Annotated in this window: 17 protein-coding genes and 1 pseudogene; 12 read left to right on the top strand and 6 right to left on the bottom strand. The window is 40.6% G+C overall.

Going from position 1 to position 16,634, the window contains the following annotated elements; translation table 11 throughout:
• Positions 1-124, top strand: a pseudogene (locus tag ACOB82_RS15030) (IS1595 family transposase); the annotation flags it as partial.
• A 107-nt stretch (positions 125-231) separates the two neighbouring features.
• Here the strand turns inward: ACOB82_RS15030 and suhB are convergent.
• Positions 232-1,035, bottom strand: coding sequence for an inositol-1-monophosphatase (gene suhB / locus ACOB82_RS15025; RefSeq protein ID WP_448213800.1), 804 nt, complete (start codon positions 1,033-1,035; stop codon positions 232-234).
• Between the two features lie 306 nt (positions 1,036-1,341).
• Here suhB and trmJ point away from each other — a divergent pair, with 306 nt between their 5' ends.
• From trmJ to fdx, 9 genes are all read left to right on the top strand, one after another.
• A complete protein-coding gene (trmJ, locus tag ACOB82_RS15020; RefSeq protein WP_448213799.1) occupies positions 1,342-2,118 on the top strand; it encodes a tRNA (cytosine(32)/uridine(32)-2'-O)-methyltransferase TrmJ in 777 nt (258 codons plus the stop codon).
• Positions 2,119-2,176: 58 nt separating this feature from the next.
• The gene (gene cysE / locus ACOB82_RS15015; protein ID WP_448213798.1) at positions 2,177-2,986 is read left to right on the top strand and encodes a serine O-acetyltransferase; all 810 of its coding nucleotides are present in this window, start codon (positions 2,177-2,179) and stop codon (positions 2,984-2,986) included.
• A 181-nt stretch (positions 2,987-3,167) separates the two neighbouring features.
• Positions 3,168-3,671 carry a Fe-S cluster assembly transcriptional regulator IscR gene (gene iscR / locus ACOB82_RS15010; RefSeq protein WP_448213797.1) on the top strand — a complete coding sequence of 168 codons (504 nt, stop codon included), beginning with the start codon at positions 3,168-3,170 and terminating at the stop codon, positions 3,669-3,671.
• 35 nt (positions 3,672-3,706) lie between these two features.
• Positions 3,707-4,921: an IscS subfamily cysteine desulfurase gene (locus ACOB82_RS15005; RefSeq protein WP_448213796.1), complete on the top strand. Its 1,215-nt coding sequence runs from the start codon at positions 3,707-3,709 to the stop codon at positions 4,919-4,921.
• A gap of 33 nt (positions 4,922-4,954) precedes the next feature.
• Positions 4,955-5,338 carry a Fe-S cluster assembly scaffold IscU gene (gene iscU / locus ACOB82_RS15000; RefSeq protein ID WP_448213795.1) on the top strand — a complete coding sequence of 128 codons (384 nt, stop codon included), beginning with the start codon at positions 4,955-4,957 and terminating at the stop codon, positions 5,336-5,338.
• A 9-nt stretch (positions 5,339-5,347) separates the two neighbouring features.
• Positions 5,348-5,671 carry an iron-sulfur cluster assembly protein IscA gene (gene iscA / locus ACOB82_RS14995; RefSeq protein WP_448213794.1) on the top strand — a complete coding sequence of 108 codons (324 nt, stop codon included), beginning with the start codon at positions 5,348-5,350 and terminating at the stop codon, positions 5,669-5,671.
• A gap of 81 nt (positions 5,672-5,752) precedes the next feature.
• Complete coding sequence (gene hscB / locus ACOB82_RS14990; RefSeq protein WP_448213793.1) at positions 5,753-6,280, top strand: co-chaperone HscB; 528 nt, start codon at positions 5,753-5,755, stop codon at positions 6,278-6,280.
• An 86-nt stretch (positions 6,281-6,366) separates the two neighbouring features.
• Entirely contained in the window at positions 6,367-8,229 is a 1,863-nt protein-coding gene (hscA, locus tag ACOB82_RS14985; RefSeq protein WP_448213792.1) for a Fe-S protein assembly chaperone HscA, read from the top strand.
• A gap of 3 nt (positions 8,230-8,232) precedes the next feature.
• Complete coding sequence (gene fdx, locus ACOB82_RS14980; RefSeq protein WP_448213791.1) at positions 8,233-8,571, top strand: ISC system 2Fe-2S type ferredoxin; 339 nt, start codon at positions 8,233-8,235, stop codon at positions 8,569-8,571.
• A 91-nt stretch (positions 8,572-8,662) separates the two neighbouring features.
• On the opposite strand, the gene ACOB82_RS14975 is transcribed toward fdx, so the two are convergent.
• From ACOB82_RS14975 to trhP, 4 genes are all read right to left on the bottom strand, one after another.
• Positions 8,663-9,415: a DUF47 domain-containing protein gene (locus ACOB82_RS14975; RefSeq protein WP_448213790.1), complete on the bottom strand. Its 753-nt coding sequence runs from the start codon at positions 9,413-9,415 to the stop codon at positions 8,663-8,665.
• 46 nt (positions 9,416-9,461) lie between these two features.
• Complete coding sequence (locus tag ACOB82_RS14970) at positions 9,462-10,496, bottom strand: anion permease (protein WP_448213789.1); 1,035 nt, start codon at positions 10,494-10,496, stop codon at positions 9,462-9,464.
• Positions 10,497-10,633: 137 nt separating this feature from the next.
• Complete coding sequence (locus ACOB82_RS14965) at positions 10,634-10,879, bottom strand: YfhL family 4Fe-4S dicluster ferredoxin (RefSeq protein ID WP_448213788.1); 246 nt, start codon at positions 10,877-10,879, stop codon at positions 10,634-10,636.
• A gap of 9 nt (positions 10,880-10,888) precedes the next feature.
• Positions 10,889-12,268: a prephenate-dependent tRNA uridine(34) hydroxylase TrhP gene (gene trhP / locus ACOB82_RS14960; protein ID WP_448213787.1), complete on the bottom strand. Its 1,380-nt coding sequence runs from the start codon at positions 12,266-12,268 to the stop codon at positions 10,889-10,891.
• A 266-nt stretch (positions 12,269-12,534) separates the two neighbouring features.
• On the opposite strand from trhP, the gene ACOB82_RS14955 reads away from it, so the two are divergent.
• Positions 12,535-13,377 carry an HDOD domain-containing protein gene (locus ACOB82_RS14955; RefSeq protein ID WP_448213786.1) on the top strand — a complete coding sequence of 281 codons (843 nt, stop codon included), beginning with the start codon at positions 12,535-12,537 and terminating at the stop codon, positions 13,375-13,377.
• A 409-nt stretch (positions 13,378-13,786) separates the two neighbouring features.
• Positions 13,787-15,445, top strand: a complete 1,659-nt coding sequence (locus tag ACOB82_RS14950; RefSeq protein ID WP_448213785.1) for a methyl-accepting chemotaxis protein — start codon at positions 13,787-13,789, stop codon at positions 15,443-15,445.
• Positions 15,446-15,599: 154 nt separating this feature from the next.
• On the opposite strand, the gene rdgC is transcribed toward ACOB82_RS14950, so the two are convergent.
• Complete coding sequence (gene rdgC / locus ACOB82_RS14945) at positions 15,600-16,523, bottom strand: recombination-associated protein RdgC (RefSeq protein WP_448213784.1); 924 nt, start codon at positions 16,521-16,523, stop codon at positions 15,600-15,602.
• Between the last annotated feature and the right edge of the window lie 111 nt (positions 16,524-16,634).

Below are 16,634 nucleotides of genomic sequence, written 5' to 3'. Positions count from 1 at the left end.
GTTTCATGGAGTCGCCACAAAGTACCTTGATCATTACCTTGGTTGGTTCAGGTATATGGATGCTCCAGGAAACCTTAATGAAAACAAGCTATTTCGCATTCAACAACAGTTAATGGGAACATAGCCAAAAGAAAAGCCGCTTTAGTTAGGAAACTAAAGCGGCTTTTCTAATAATTTATATCTTATAAATACTGCGAGCAACTTATTTGAATAAAACTAGCAACTACTAAGTTACTTATTTAAGCTTTCACCTAAATGTGGGCGAATATCTTTTAAAATCTCTTTCAAAATTTTAGTGCTACCAGCAACAATGTTGCCAGATGCTTGATGATTATGATTACCAACGAAATCTGTCACTAAACCACCAGCTTCAACTACCAGTAATTCACCAGCAGCGGTATCCCATGGTTTTAAACCAATTTCGAAGAATCCATCAACGCGACCTGCTGCTACATATGCTAAGTCTAATGCTGCAGAGCCAGCACGACGCATATCAGCCGTTTTTGGGAATAATGTTTTAAACATATTTAAATAAGCGTCGATATGATGCTTTTTCTTGAATGGGAAACCAGTAGCTAGTACTGAGCCGGTTAAATCTTTTGCGTTTTTAACGCGAATACGACAACCGTTTAATTGTGCGCCTTTACCACGGCTAGCGGTGAATAATTCACCTCGGATTGGATCATAAATTACGGCTTGATCTAATTTGCCTTTAACTTTTAATGCAATAGAAACCGCAAAATGAGGAATGCCTTTTACAAAATTAGTTGTGCCATCGAGTGGGTCGATGATCCATTGATAGTCGGTGTCTGAGCCGTCGATAACGCCACATTCTTCACCAATAATACAATGAGTTGGGTAAGCTTTTTGGATGGCAACAACAATTGCTTGTTCAGCTTGTTTGTCAACATTGGTAACAAAATCATTAGTACCTTTTGATTCAACTTCAATTTTATCTTGTTGCTCAAAAGCGCGTGAAATAACGTTTCCAGCCGAACGCGCAGCGCGCACAGCGATATTTAACATTGGATGCATTTGTGACTACCCATTAAATTAATTTGTAAAACAGCATGTAAAAGAACAGTGTGGCAATCGCACTCGTTGCCAAAGCGGCGCGGATTATAGCAGAGCTTATTTAAAATAGCTATTGCTGATTTTTTGTTCGTTTTTTTGCTCTCTAATATATAGCACAAGCTAGATATTTAACTTTTTATAACAATTTCGACTAATACAGACAGAATCACCATTGGCATTAGTTTGCTAAAGCGTTAAAAATTTTGCCTACATTTGCTAACCACTGTGATAATATGACGGCAATTTTAGCCATCTAGATAGTTATAAATGTCTAATCAGTTATCTTCAAAGCAGCCAAGTTTGGCCAATGTAAAAATAGTATTAGTAAACACCTCGGATTGCCGCAATATTGGTTCGGCGGCTCGAGCTATGAAAACCATGGGCTTAAGCCAATTAGTATTGGTTGATCCGATTGAAATGCCAAATGGTCAGGCGCAGGCGTTAGCCGCAGGAGCAACCGATGTGTTAGCTAATGCTCAAGTCGTTAGTACCTTGGAAGAAGCAATTGTTGATTGTGGTCTAGTTGTTGGTACAAGTGCCAGATCTAGAACTCTACCTTGGCCAATGCTAGAGCCAAGAAGCTGTGGTGAAAAGTTAATTGAAGAAGTGACGGATTATCCGGTTGCGTTAGTCTTTGGTCGTGAGAGTAGTGGCTTAACTAATGAAGAACTACAGCTTTGTCACTTTCATGTACAAATTCCGGCGAACCCAGAGTACAGTTCACTGAATTTAGCCATGGCAGTACAAACGTTAAGTTATGAAGTACGTATGGCATATTTGGCGGCAGAAAATGCAGCATTTGCCTCCAAGCAAACAAATGAAAACGATGATGAAGAATATCCTGTGGTTGAAGAAACCGAGCGCATGTTCCAACATTTTGAAGACGCGCTAAAGGCAACAGGCTTTATTGTGCCAAGTCACCCAGGTTTAGTGATGACTAAATTACGTCGATTCATAAATCGCGCGCGCCCTGATATGAAAGAAGTCAAAATGTGGCGTGGTATTTTGTCGTCTATTGAAAAAACAGCTAAGCGCAACGATTAGTAATACTTACTATTTAATCGCTAACATGGTTGCGCTGTTAACCTAAGTAGGAATAGATATGTTTAGTCGCATCAAAGAAGATATCAATAGTGTCTTTGATCGAGATCCAGCAGCTCGTACTAGTTTTGAAGTATTAACCAACTATCCAGGTTTACATGCCATTTGGTTTCACCGAATTGCCCACAAATTGTGGAAAAAAGACTGGAAGCTGTTGGCACGCTCTATTTCAACATTTTCTCGTTGGCTAACAGGGGTTGAAATTCATCCTGGCGCAACTATTGGTCGTCGTTTCTTTATTGATCATGGTATGGGTGTCGTTATCGGTGGCACAGCCGAAATTGGTGATGACGTTACTTTATATCAAGGAGTCACCTTAGGTGGCACTAGCTGGAAGGAAGGTAAACGTCACCCAACGTTGGGCAACAACGTGGTTATTGGTGCCGGCGCAAAAATTTTAGGACCAATTTTTATTGGTGACGGTGGTAAAGTCGGCTCTAACTCTGTGGTGGTAAAAGATGTACCAGCCAATGCTACCGCCGTTGGTATTCCTGGCAAAATCGTTAGCAATAATGGTAAGTCGACAAAAGATGGCGAGCGTGAGCAAGTGGCGAAAAAATATGGTTTCGATGCTTATGCTGTATCAGAAGATAACCCAGATCCTGTTGCCAAGGCCATTGGTCGATTGCTTGATCATATTCATTTAATGGACGGTAAAGTGACTGACTTGTGTAAAGAAGTGAACACACTTGGCGGTAATGTCTGTGATAAACAATTACCAGAGTTACGCGTTGGTGAATTTGTTGAAGATGAACAAAAAGCTGCTCAGCGCAGGCAGCGTACGGTTGAATCGTTTGATCCGGAAATTTAACTTTCTTGTTAATCAACGTCACTTTATTTCTATAAATAAGGAGTACCTGAGTAAATAACTCAAGTATTCCTTGATCCTTGCTTATTGAACGCTTAAAATAACCTAGTAATTTAGTCAGGTATTAATTTGACTAATTTACTAGGTTATGTACAATTGCGCGTCAAATTGACTAGGGCACATTATGAAATTAACTTCCAAGGGGCGTTACGCTGTTACAGCGATGCTAGATGTAGCGATACATGCTGCTTCTGGACCTGTGCCTTTAGCTGATATTTCAGAACGACAAGGAATATCACTTTCTTATCTAGAACAACTTTTTTCTCGTTTACGTAAACATGGCTTAGTGTCAAGTGTACGTGGCCCTGGCGGCGGATATCGCTTAGGAAAATGTTCGGCAGAAATTGCGGTTGCTGATGTCATCAGTGCTGTTGATGAAAGTGTTGATGCAACAAAATGCATGGGGCAAGGAAATTGCCAAGGCGGTCATCAATGCTTAACCCATACCTTATGGTCTGATTTAAGTAACCGAATTGAAGAATTTTTACAGGGCATTTCTTTGTCTGAGCTCGTTGAACAAAGAGATGTTAAATCGGTTTCAAAACGCCAAGATAGCCAGAAGAAAAACCATTCTGAAGCTAACTTAGAGACCTTGATTGCAACCAGAAATATAGTACACGACTGGTAACAGCCAGCGTGTTAAATGTTGGAGATATGACATCCATGAAATTACCGATTTATTTTGATTACTCAGCGACTACCCCGGTAGACAAGCGTGTTGCTGAGAAAATGATGGAATACATGACGACTGATGGTCACTTTGGTAACCCAGCTTCTCGTTCACACAAATTTGGCTGGCAAGCTGAAGAAGCGGTAGATATTGCTCGTAACCATATTGCAGATTTAATTAATGCAGATCCTCGTGAAATCGTGATTACTTCAGGTGCAACGGAATCAAATAACTTAGCGATTAAAGGTGCTGCTAACTTTTACAATAAAAAAGGTAAGCACATCATTACAGTTAAAACTGAGCACAAAGCTGTGCTTGATACTTTCCGTGAATTAGAGCGTCAAGGCTTTGAAGCTACTTACTTAGATCCAGAGCCAAACGGTTTATTAGATCTTAAAAAGTTAGAAGCTGCAATGCGTGATGACACAGTATTAGTGTCTGTTATGCACGTGAATAACGAAATTGGTGTTATTCAAGACATCGCCGAAATTGGCGAAATGTGTCGTGCGCGTAAAATTGTTTTCCATGTTGATGCCGCGCAAAGTGCCGGTAAATTACCCATTGATATGCAAGCATTGAAAGTCGACTTAATGTCGTTTTCTGCCCACAAAATTTATGGCCCTAAAGGTATTGGCGCGCTTTACGTACGTCGTAAGCCGCGTATTCGTTTAGAAGCACAAATGCACGGTGGTGGCCATGAGCGTGGTATGCGTAGCGGTACTTTAGCAACTCACCAAATTGTTGGTATGGGTGAAGCGTTCCGTATTGCCAAAGAAGAAATGGCGCAAGATCTTGAGCACGTAACTAAAATGCGTGACCGCTTATGGGCTGGCATTAAAGACATGGAACAAGTTTTTGTTAATGGTGACTTCGACAAGCGTTACCCAGGTAACCTAAATGTTAGCTTCAACTTTGTTGAGGGTGAGTCATTAATTATGGCGCTTAAAGACTTAGCCGTATCAAGTGGCTCAGCTTGTACTTCAGCAAGTTTAGAACCGTCATATGTATTACGAGCATTAGGCTTAAATGACGAATTAGCACATAGCTCAATTCGTTTTAGCTTTGGCCGTTTTACAACCGAAGAAGAAATAGATTACGCAATTGAATTAATCCAAAAGGCGATTGGTCACTTGCGTGAAATGTCACCACTGTGGGAAATGTTTCAAGACGGTGTTGATTTAGAATCAGTTGAGTGGGTAGCGCATTAATCCTTTATAAGGGCGCAATAGGAGTAGAGAACAATGGCATATAGTGAAAAAGTAATCGATCATTATGAAAATCCGCGTAACGTGGGTTCACTTGACAAAAATGACCCACAAGTTGCAACAGGTATGGTTGGCGCACCAGCATGTGGTGACGTGATGAAATTGCAATTAAAAATATCGGATGCCGGTATTATTGAAGATGCAAAATTCAAAACGTACGGCTGTGGCTCAGCAATTGCCTCAAGCTCATTAATTACTGAATGGGTAAAAGGTAAAAGCTTAGAAGAAGCGGCAGCAATTAAAAATACTGCTATCGCTGAAGAGCTGGCATTACCACCAGTAAAAATTCACTGCTCTATATTGGCTGAAGATGCCATTAAAGCAGCGATTGAAGATTACCATAACAAGCATCAAGGTTAAGGGTTAATCATGGCGGTAACAATGACCGACGCAGCTCATGAGCGCGTAAGTTCATTTTTAGCAAACCGAGGCAAAGGCTTAGGCCTTCGCCTTGGCATTAAAACGACTGGCTGCTCAGGCTTAGCGTATGTTTTAGAGTTTGTTGATGAATTAAATGAAGATGATGAAATCTTTAATATTAACGACGTTAATATCATCATCGACGGCAAAAGTTTAGTTTACCTTGACGGTGTTGAGCTTGATTTCGTTAAAGAAGGGCTTAACGAAGGGTTTAAATTTACCAACCCTAACGCCAAAGGTGAGTGTGGTTGTGGTGAAAGCTTTAACGTATAATCGCGTTTTTGTTACTCATTAACCAAATTAACGAGTAGCAGAGCATAACCTAGAATAGCCTAAAAAAGTACCGGAGTTGTTTTGAATTACTTTGAATTATTTGGTGTAGAAGACAAATTTAATATTGATCTTGCTCAATTAACTCAAGCTTACCAAAAATTGCAACGCAGCGTGCACCCTGATCGTTATGCTCAAGCATCTGAGCAAGAAAAGCGCTTAGCTGTTCAGAAATCTTCAATGATTAATGATGCCTTCCAAACGTTAAAAAAACCGTTAAAACGCGCCGAATATATGTTGTCACTTCGCGGCACTGAGCTGCCAAACGAGCAAGCCTCGTTCAAAGATAATATGTTTTTGATGCGTCAAATGGAGCTTCGCGAAATGTTGGCAGAAGTAAAATTTGCTGACGATATTGATGCGGCAGTGTTTGAAGCCAATCAAGTGTTGGAAACCGAGTTTGATGGTTTGTATAAAGCCATGCAAATCAAACTTGCTGACAATACGGCAGAGGCTAACCTTGCAGCAGCTGAAATCTTACGCAAATTAAAGTTTTATCAAAAGCTGCATCAAGAGCTTGATCGTCTTGAAGACTTGCTGTTCGAAAGCTAATTTTTCCCCAATTAATTTGCTAAAATTTTAGTCATATTTTAGTGGTCAGTATTCTGACAATCGTACCCAAAAAGAATGAGTGAAACATGGCCTTATTACAAATCGCTGAACCGGGGCAGAGCAGTGTTCCCCATGAACATCGATTAGCCGTAGGTATTGACCTTGGCACGACTAATTCGTTAGTTGCTAGTGTCAAAAGTGGTGAAGCGGTAACCCTAGTTGATGAAAATAACCGTGATATTTTACCTTCTGTGGTGAGTTATCAGGCAGAGCAGATATTGGTTGGAGACGATGCAAAAGCGTTAGCAATTGCCGACCCGCAAAATACCGTGATTTCTGCTAAACGTCTTATTGGCCGCTCATTAACGGATATTCAAGGTAAATACCCATCACTGCCTTATGAGTTTTGTGGTGATGAAAACCATCCGACCATTGTTACTCGCAGTGGTAAAGTTGATCCGGTTCAAGTGTCTAGCGAAATTCTAAAAAGCTTGCGCGCACGCGCCGAAGCATCACTTGGTGGCGACTTAGTTGGTGCAGTAATTACCGTTCCTGCCTATTTTGATGATGCTCAGCGTCAAAGCACTAAAGATGCCGCTAAATTAGCGGGTTTAAATGTTTTACGTTTATTGAATGAACCGACAGCGGCAGCCGTTGCTTACGGTTTAGATTCTGGCAATGAAGGCGTTATCGCGGTTTATGATTTAGGTGGCGGTACGTTTGATATTTCAATTTTACGTTTAAATAAAGGTGTCTTTGAAGTGTTAGCCACTGGCGGTGATTCCGCGCTTGGTGGTGATGACTTTGATATAGCGTTAGCTGATTACCTATGCCAGCAAGCTGGTTTACAGCGTCCACTGTCTGCTTCTCTTGAACGTCAATTAACTCATCAAGCATGTTTTGCTAAAGAAGCGTTATCATCTGCTGAAAATGTTGACATTACCTTAACCCTAGAAGATGGGGTAAGCTGGCAACATAATTTAGACAAAGCAACGTTTGATGGATTAGTTGGTAAGTTAGTTGCTCAAACACTTCGAGCGTGTCGCCGCGCATTAAAAGATGCCGAAGTAACGCCAGAAGACGTTATTGAAGTTGTTATGGTCGGCGGCTCAACTCGCGTGCCATTAGTACGTGCTGAAGTAGAAAAATTCTTTAAACAGCAGCCATTAACCTCAATTGACCCAGATAAAGTAGTGGCACTTGGTGCAGCTATTCAAGCCGACATTTTAGCGGGCAATAAGCCAGACAGCGATATGTTGCTGTTAGATGTAACGCCATTGTCGCTTGGTTTAGAAACCATGGGCGGTTTAGTAGAAAAAGTGATCCCGCGTAATACCACGATTCCTGTAGCCAAAGCGCAAGAATTTACGACGTTCAAAGATGGTCAAACGGCAATGTCGATTCACGTACTGCAAGGCGAGCGTGAACTGGTTGATGATTGTCGTTCATTAGCACGTTTTGAATTACGTGATATTCCGCCAATGGCAGCGGGAGCAGCTCATATTCGTGTCACGTTTAAAGTTGATGCTGATGGTTTGCTACAAGTTAGCGCGATGGAAAAATCAACTGGTGTCGAAGCGGCAATTACCGTTAAGCCATCGTTTGGTTTAGAAGAAAGCCAAATTGCTAGCATGATCAAAGAATCAATGGCTAATGCGAAAGACGATATTCAAGCGCGTATGCTGAAAGAGCAACAAGTCGAAGCTGCACGCGTTATTGAAGCGGTTGAAGCGGCACTAAAAGCCGATAAAGAATTGCTTAGCCAAGAAGAAGCGGCCGAGATAGAATTAGCGCTTGCAACATTAGCCAATGTTGCAAAAACAACATCAGTCAATGATATCGAAAAACAAATTGAAGTGGTTAATCAGGTCACGGCGACATTCGCTGAACGTCGAATGGATTCATCAATCCGTACTGCACTTGCCGGTCAATCAGTAGATAAGGTTTAATCAATGCCACAAATTATATTTTTACCCAATGAAGAACTTTGCCCTGACGGTGCAGTAGTACAAGCCGAAAAAGGTGAGAGCGTATTAAATGTCGCGCTTAAAAACGATATCGGTATTGAGCATGCCTGTGAAAAGGTTTGTGCGTGTACTACCTGTCATGTGATTATTCGCGAAGGTTTTGACTCGCTAGATGAGTCGGATGAATTAGAAGACGATATGCTTGATAAAGCATGGGGTTTAGAGCCAGAGTCTCGTTTAGGATGTCAGGCAATTGTACAAGATGAAGACCTAGTGGTTGAGATCCCTAAGTACACGGTAAATATGGTGTCGGAAAATCACTAATTAATTAAATTGATTTTCAATTCAAATACAAAAGGGTAATAGTCTTTTTATGCTATTGCCCTTTTTTTTGTTGTAACTGACTTAATAATACTTAAGTAATTTTCACCACAATATCATGCAGTATTTCACCTGCATGTGCGACGCGATCGGCGGCATTCGACATATGACGGTAGACTTCGCGGCGCTTTAGAATATCAACCATAAAGCCAGCAACCGAGCCAACGGCAGACACTTCCCGTTTATTCAGAGTTTGCATTAATACATCTAATGATTCAGCAGCTTCTTGTTGCTCTAACGTTAAGCTGGCAACATAGTGATTAGCATCGAATAGCTCTGCTAACGCCTTACGATAAATTCGTTCAACTGCTCGTTCAATTTGACGGGCATTATCAGCATCAGCCTCAGCTGCTAATGGTTGCGTGGCTAAACGGGCAAAGCCTTTTTGCAGCGACAATACCCCTTCATGCAGCAAGTCGGCCATAACGCGCGTATGTTTGTCAGGGCTAATATTTAACACCCGCATTTCAGTGACAGTGCTGTTAAGGTAATTAATCACTTCTTCTAGCGCGGAAAACGCTCGGTAAATATCTTCTCGATCAAATGGTGTGGCAAATGCTTGATGCAATGTCGTCATATACTCGGCTTTTAGCATATCGCCTTGACGCTCTAGAGCGATGACTTTTTCGGCATGACTATCGTCACTTGAATTCATATAGGCAGTTAGTTCGGTAGTACCACTGGTCACTAAATCACATTGCCGGTTAAGTAACTGATAAAAATCTGGCATTGGCGGAAATAATCGCTGCCAAATTCTGCTGATTAACTTGTTGTCTTTTATAGTCATTACGCTTTATCCATTTTGGTAAGACAAGTGTTAGCTCAGATAAGTGTTAGCTAAGACTAGCTAATGTTATCCAAGTTAGCAGCATGCCAAAAAATGCTGCACCTGGAAAAGTAATTAGCCAGGTTAAAGCAATTTCTTTCGCTTTAAGCCAATGCACTGCTCGTGGCCGCTCTGACGCGCCTAAGCCCATAATTGATGAACTAACGACATGGGTTGTTGATACCGGCCCACCTAGCAAAGATGCAGCTAAAATAACACTAGAAGAGGCTAATTGAGCATTTAGCCCATGTAGTGGTCGTAACTTATAAATACCATAGCCAACGGTTTTTATAATTCGCCAACCACCAAATAATGTACCTAGAGTAATGCTGGTCGCGCTAGCCAATATTACCCATATCGGTACTGAAAATTCAGTTAATGAACCGCTAAGCACTAGCACAAGTGCAATAATTCCCATGCCTTTTTGCGCATCATTAGTGCCATGAGAAAACGCTAAAACTGCTGCGGTAAGCCATTGGCTATAGCGTAATTTTTGATTAATTTTCGGGTGAGCTGCGCGTAATAGAAAGCACATTAAACGGTGCCATAAAAATCCAAGGATAAATCCCAAAATCGGAGATAGTAAAAGTGCAGCGATAACTTTTGTTACGCCAGTAAGTTGTCCGTGTTGTAATTGGCCAAAGCCCCATACTACATGCTCAGCACCAGCAGAAATGATGACAGCGCCAACTAAGCCGCCTACTAAAGCATGGGATGAGGAAGAGGGCATAGCAAACCGCCAAGTCAGAAGATTCCATAAAATTGCAGCCAGTAGCCCACAAAGTACAATGGTTAAACTAATGGTATTAGTTAAATCATTTAAGCTAACAAAGCTTCCTATGGTATCGGCAACCGCAGTACCGGCTAATATCGGCCCAAGAAAAGTGAAAAGGCTAACTAAAACGATTGCTTGAGCGGGTGTCATGGCGCGAGAAGCAATCAAGGTTGCTACCATATTCGAGGCATCATGAAAGCCATTGGTAATATCAAAAATAAGAACCGCGATAATGGCAATAACGGTTAAGGTAAGGATGTCGAGCATACTAATGTCCGATATAAGTATACTAATTAACATAGCGGCTAACTAAATGCTTTTCAAAGAGTTTTAGTTAGCCGATTATTAAAAATATCTTTGTTATTATTCTAGAAGTACTGGTTTTTTATCTGAGAAAGTTTTTATCAAGCGTACAAACGTTCAAACTTTTCTAATAAAGTTGCTTCTGTTTCTTGATGATCAGGGTCGGGAATCACACAATCTATCGGGCATACTTTAACACACTGCGCTTCATCATAATGACCTAAGCATTCGGTGCATTTATCCGGATCAATTTGATAAATCTCTTTGCCTAGAGTAATAGCTTCATTTGGACACTCTGGCTCGCACATATCACAGTTGATGCAATCATCTTCAATTAATAGTGCCATGTTATTCTCCTATCCCGCTTGTTGATTTTGGGAAAATGGGTGTCTCGTTGTTTCACCGTCTTCAAGGTAGCGCATTAAAATGCCAAAACTTAAATCAAATGACGTATCTAATGAAATGGCTACCTTATGACCTGAGCCTTTAGCATCTAAAATAACTTCACCCTTAGGGCTTTCCATATGGGTTAAGGTAAAGCGCTTGTTGCCTTGTGGTGTGATTAGCTCTAACTCGTCGCCAACGAGAAATTTATTTTTAACATCAATTTCGACTAGCCCGTTATCTTCGTTGTAACCTAGTACTTCGCCAACAAATTGCTGGCTGTCACTTTTTGAGTAGCCATAATCATAGTTTTGAGTATCACTGTGTTTGTGACGACGTAAAAAGCCTTCGGTGTAACCGCGGTGAGCTAAGTGCTCTAATTCACTATTAAGCTCTGGGTTGAAACTTTTGCCAGCTACCGCATCATTAATGGCTTTTTTGTATATTTGAGCGGTTCGGGCGCAATAATAAAATGACTTAGTGCGTCCTTCTATTTTTAGTGAGTGTATGCCCATTTTGACCAAACGCTCGACGTGTTCTACGGCGCGTAAATCTTTAGAATTCATAATGTAGGTGCCATGTTCATCTTCAAATGCTGGCATATATTCGTCAGGCTTGTGCTGTTCTTGAATTAATACAACATCATCAAAACCATGACCTGCTTGTGGGTCAAACTCTGTCACGCCTGGTGATTGTGCTTGCATTGAAATAACATCGCCAGTTTCTGTTTGCTGAGCTGGGTGAACATTGTAGTTCCAACGACAGGCGTTCGTGCAGGTGCCTTGATTTGGATCGCGTTTATTCATATAGCCAGAAAGCAAACAGCGGCCAGAATAGGCCATGCATAACGCGCCATGCACAAATACCTCTAACTCAATATCCGGACAGCGCATACGAATTTCTTCAATTTCATCTAACGATAATTCTCGCGATAAAATCACTCTGTCGATGCCTTGTTGCTGCCAAAACTTAACCGTGGCCCAATTCACCGCATTCGCTTGCACTGACAAATGAAGTGGCATATCAGGAAAGGCGTCTTTGGTCATCATAATCAGCCCCGGATCAGACATGATCATGGCATCGGGTTTCATTTCGATGATTGGGGTTAAATCTTTGATAAAGGTTGTTAATTTGCCATTGTGCGGCGCAATATTATTAACCACATAAAACTGTTTACCTAACGCATGTGCTTCATTAATCCCAATGGCTAAATTTTCATGATTGAACTCATTATTGCGTACGCGCAGTGAGTATCTAGGCTGCCCAGCATAAACGGCATCGGCACCGTAGGCAAAGGCGTATCTCATGTTTTTAAGGCTTCCAGCGGGGGAAAGTAATTCAGGGGTAAACATAGTTAAATTAGCTAAAAATTATTCAATGATTAATGAAACGCATTTTAGTTTCTAGCTAGTTGAGTGCAATCAAATCCCTGTGCTTAGTACGAATATCTAACGTTAGCTTGATTCATATCAACTTTTACAAATAAAGTTTTTTGCTCAACAAGGTTAGTAATTTCTGTTAACTAAACTACCATGTTAAATAACGATGTAACTAAATAAGCCACTCAATTAGTTTTGTGCTATTTTTTATTTAACACTATCAATAATAAGGATAATTCATGTCAACAGAGAACGCGCTGTATACAATTCTCACTGAGAAAATCAAACATGACGCATTAGTGTTACCAACCCTGCCCGAAATCGCGTTAAGGGTTAGGTCAGCGGCAGACGATCCCGAAATTAATTTACATCAAATGGGCGATATAATTGCCCATGACGCTGCTTTATCCTTGAGTATGATCAGAGTTGCCAATAGTGCAATTATCGGGCGCTCAGTAAAAGTGGAAACCGTTGCTCAGGCTGTTACGCGCATTGGCTTACGACAGATAAAAAGTATTGCTACGGCAATGGCAGTTGAACAAATGTTTGTCTCAGAAAATGATATTGTTGCCATGTATTTAGACAAATCATGGAAAAAAACTGTTGATGTTGCTTCGGTGGCAGTTGCCCTGATGACCTTTTATTTGAAATTACACAAGCGTACTCATTTAACCTTAGATACCCTGACATTAGCCGCGTTAATTCATAACGTTGGTGTGTTACCCATATTAACCGAGGCAGAAAAACATCCGGATGTTTTTGCTAACCCAACGTTTTTACAACACGCTATTTTAAAACTTGGCAATAAAATTGGCGCAGAAGTTACCAAAGCGTGGGGGTTCTCAGATGAAATGACACAGTTAGTCGAGAACTGGAGTAACTTGACGGTATTACCGGAAGAAGCGCATTACTTAGACTTTATACGTGCAGGCGCGGTATATCATGGCATATTTAAAAATCAGTCTACGCAAGAAGCATTGCTGCGTAGCTATGTAGAGAAAGATATTTTGCCTAGCGAAGATTTTATGGACAGTGAAGAATTTAAAGAAATGTACGAGCATGCTCGAGCCATGTTCACCTAATTTAAATACTAGGTTGTTAACCGTTAAACCAATACAAAAGCACCACATTAATTTAATTTAAAGTTGGTAATTAAAGTAGTTAAGTAAAGCGCCAGTATATTAGCTGGCGTTTGTTTAATTATCTCCTACCTTCGACCTTTTGCTAACCAACTCCATACATAAACTAAACTTTTAGCCTTGATAATCTGCTTTTAAATTCACCCGTTTTATTCGGTAAATGAATAATTTAGTTTTTTTGTCACATACAAGTGTCATTATACTTTACAACTGTTCTACCAGTTGCATTGCATTGCGTTCAAGTAAGTAAGGTAAGTAAGGTAAGCAAGGTAAGAAAGTTAATAATAAAAAAATTCAATAATTTCTAATAAACACGCTCTAGCTGTAACATTATAGAGAGTAAGGAAAACGAATGCTCAACTTGTCGATCAAATCGAAAATAATCGCATTAGCGATAATTCCACTGGCAATATCCGTCACTATTCTTAGTATTCTTTCGGCGATGAATAACAAGGAAATAAGTGATTTAAGCCAAGCGCAAATGCAAGCTTCATTGTATGGCGAAAGTAAAAAGCAGCTTGATACCTTTATTGAGTTAGCCATTACCTCAATTGCAGGCGTAGAAGATGATGAAGCTAAAAAGGTTATTTTACGTCGACTACGTTATGAAGGAAATGCTAACTACTACTTCGTTTACGATACCTCAGGTACGCAAGTTGTTAGTGCTGACCAACCAGAGCGTGAAGGTAAAAACTTTATCGACAGCAAGAGTAAAGAAGGCCGCTTTCTTGTTAGGGAATATATAGATATCGCTAAAAAGGGCGGTGGTTATGTTGAATATAATTGGCCGCGACCTAACAGCACAGTACCATCGCCTAAAATTGCCAAAGCGGCAATGATCCCAGGTACCGATTGGGTTATCGCTACCGGCTTTTATATCGACGATTTACAGAAAAAGTTAGACGCGCTTAATGAGGCAAATAATGAAACATTGCAAGCAAGTATCATTAGCTCGTTAATCTTTGCCGTTGTTATTTTGGTGGTAATGGCAGGTGCGGCACTAAAATTAAGCCAAACAATTACCACACCACTAAACAATGTGGTTACCGCGTTAGATGAAATAGCCAATGGTGATGGTGATTTATCTAAACGCTTAGATACTAGCGTTGGTCACGAGCTTGGCGCATTAGCTACAGCGTTTAATGTGTTTGCTGACAAAATCTCGCATTTAGTTAGAGAAGTTCATAATTCAGTATCAGTGTTAACGCAATCAAGTGTTAACTTAAGCGAACTGATGGCGCAAGCAGAAGATGGAGTAAACCGTCAACACGCTGAAAGTGATCAGGTGGCAACGGCAATGAATGAAATGTCGGCAACGGCTTTAGATGTTGCACAAAGTGCTAGCAATGCCGCAAAAGCGGCACAGGAAGCGGAACAACAAGTGGTTGACGCGTCTGATATTTTAGACGGTACCATTCAGGTGATTAATGGCCTTGGCGTTCAAGTCGATGAAGGTGTGCAGGTCATTGGGCAATTAGGCGAAGAATCAAAAAATATTGGTGGGGTAATTGAAGTTATTCGCGGCATTGCCGAACAAACTAATTTATTGGCGTTAAACGCCGCGATTGAAGCGGCTCGCGCAGGTGAACAAGGTCGCGGTTTTGCGGTTGTTGCTGATGAAGTTCGCACGCTTGCTGCTCGCACGGCTAGTAGTACCGATGAAATTCAACGAATGATAGTGACATTGCAAAATGGCACAGGTCAGGCGGTTACGGCGATTACCAAAATTAGTGAACAAAGTACGCATACGGTAAGTGAAGCCGGTAAAGTTGACGAAGCGCTTCGTGAAATCAAAGGCTCTGTAACTACGATTAACGATATGAATAATCAAATCGCAACGGCAGCAGAAGAGCAAACTATGGTGTCAGAGACGATAAACCAAAATGTTCATCAGATTGTGATGGTGGCCGAAGAAACCGCAAACGGTACAACAGAGGCAGCGTCAATTAGTGCTAAGCTAAATGATATTGCGGTTGAACTTGAAGCCATTGTTGGTCAATATAAAACCTAACCTAACTTAAAAAAGCTAATTTAAAGGCATAGCTTTAAATATTTAGCGTCAGGCATAAAAAAGCCAGTGTTAGAAATAACACTGGCTTTTTTTCAATAACAGATCAATAAGTTATCTATACATTATCAATGAGTTATCAATAAAATAAATTAACTTACTCTTCTTCTATATAACTATTTGTTGTTAACGAGAATTGTGCGAGTAAGTCGACAATAAAGCGGTTAATTTCACCAGTCATTAAGGCAAAGTCAGCGTCTAGTCGAGCAACAATATCATCTTTGTCGATGTCATCATTTTGTTCATGTAATACGTCGAAAAACTTCAATTTCTTAATGGCTAAATCATCACACAGCATGCATGAAAGTGCTTCGTCCCACTCTAAAGCAATTTTCGTTGCGAATTTTTCAGCATCGATGTGCACTTTAATTTCGTCACTTAATAAATCTTGGTTTTTAACGCGAATAACCGCGCCATCATCACCTAAGGCGTTAAACTCGGCTTCCATACCTAGCTGGAAGTTTTCACCAAGGCTTTGCTCGGTGATCCAGTCAGTCATAATTTCATCTGGTGCTTGCTCTGGACTAAAACTAGTCACAGGTAATGTACCTAACACCTTACGCAGTAATGCTAAGAAATCTTCTGCTTTGCCACGAGAACTTGAGTCAACGACAATTAAATTATGCTGTGGCGAGATATAACCACGGGTATCGCTAAAACGGCTAAAAGCTCTTGGTAATAATTCAAAGGTAATGTCTTCTTTAAATTGTTCTTTTTCTTTTTTGGTGGCACTGCGACCATGCTCTTCTTCTAGTTTAGCGCAGCGCTCCTCTAACATTTCCTTAATCACCGGAGCGGGTAAAATTTTCTCTTCTTTGCGAGCACATAATAGGTAACTGCCATTGGCTGCATGTACTAAGGTGTTGCCATGCTTCCCTAAGGCATTTACCCAACCAAAATGTGATTGTTCCGTTGACTTACAAGGGGTAAAAGGATGCTCGGATAAATGTTGCTCAAGCTCTTGTTCGGTCCATTTGAATGGACGGGTAAAGGCGAAAAAATAAAGGTTTTTAAACCACATGTAAGCGTTCCTTTAACATAATTTGAATAATAAAACGGACGGCATCATACCTTAATTAATGCTATCGATCATTAGCTAAAGGTAATTAGAAAGGGGCAATTATTTTATTAT

This window comes from Colwellia sp. MEBiC06753, assembly GCF_053470325.1.
This window is presented reverse-complemented; position numbering and strand designations above follow the sequence as displayed.

Bases quoted from the DNA above. Each gene is read 5' to 3' on its own strand.
- suhB (WP_448213800.1), bottom strand. From the start codon at position 1,035: ATGCATCCAATGTTAAATATCGCTGTGCGCGCTGCGCGTTCGGCTGGA.
- trmJ (WP_448213799.1), top strand. From the start codon at position 1,342: ATGTCTAATCAGTTATCTTCAAAGCAGCCAAGTTTGGCCAATGTAAAA.
- cysE (WP_448213798.1), top strand. From the start codon at position 2,177: ATGTTTAGTCGCATCAAAGAAGATATCAATAGTGTCTTTGATCGAGAT.
- iscR (WP_448213797.1), top strand. From the start codon at position 3,168: ATGAAATTAACTTCCAAGGGGCGTTACGCTGTTACAGCGATGCTAGAT.
- ACOB82_RS15005 (WP_448213796.1), top strand. From the start codon at position 3,707: ATGAAATTACCGATTTATTTTGATTACTCAGCGACTACCCCGGTAGAC.
- iscU (WP_448213795.1), top strand. From the start codon at position 4,955: ATGGCATATAGTGAAAAAGTAATCGATCATTATGAAAATCCGCGTAAC.
- iscA (WP_448213794.1), top strand. From the start codon at position 5,348: ATGGCGGTAACAATGACCGACGCAGCTCATGAGCGCGTAAGTTCATTT.
- hscA (WP_448213792.1), top strand. From the start codon at position 6,367: ATGGCCTTATTACAAATCGCTGAACCGGGGCAGAGCAGTGTTCCCCAT.
- fdx (WP_448213791.1), top strand. From the start codon at position 8,233: ATGCCACAAATTATATTTTTACCCAATGAAGAACTTTGCCCTGACGGT.
- ACOB82_RS14975 (WP_448213790.1), bottom strand. From the start codon at position 9,415: ATGACTATAAAAGACAACAAGTTAATCAGCAGAATTTGGCAGCGATTA.
- ACOB82_RS14970 (WP_448213789.1), bottom strand. From the start codon at position 10,496: ATGCTCGACATCCTTACCTTAACCGTTATTGCCATTATCGCGGTTCTT.
- ACOB82_RS14965 (WP_448213788.1), bottom strand. From the start codon at position 10,879: ATGGCACTATTAATTGAAGATGATTGCATCAACTGTGATATGTGCGAG.
- trhP (WP_448213787.1), bottom strand. From the start codon at position 12,268: ATGTTTACCCCTGAATTACTTTCCCCCGCTGGAAGCCTTAAAAACATG.
- ACOB82_RS14955 (WP_448213786.1), top strand. From the start codon at position 12,535: ATGTCAACAGAGAACGCGCTGTATACAATTCTCACTGAGAAAATCAAA.
- ACOB82_RS14950 (WP_448213785.1), top strand. From the start codon at position 13,787: ATGCTCAACTTGTCGATCAAATCGAAAATAATCGCATTAGCGATAATT.
- rdgC (WP_448213784.1), bottom strand. From the start codon at position 16,523: ATGTGGTTTAAAAACCTTTATTTTTTCGCCTTTACCCGTCCATTCAAA.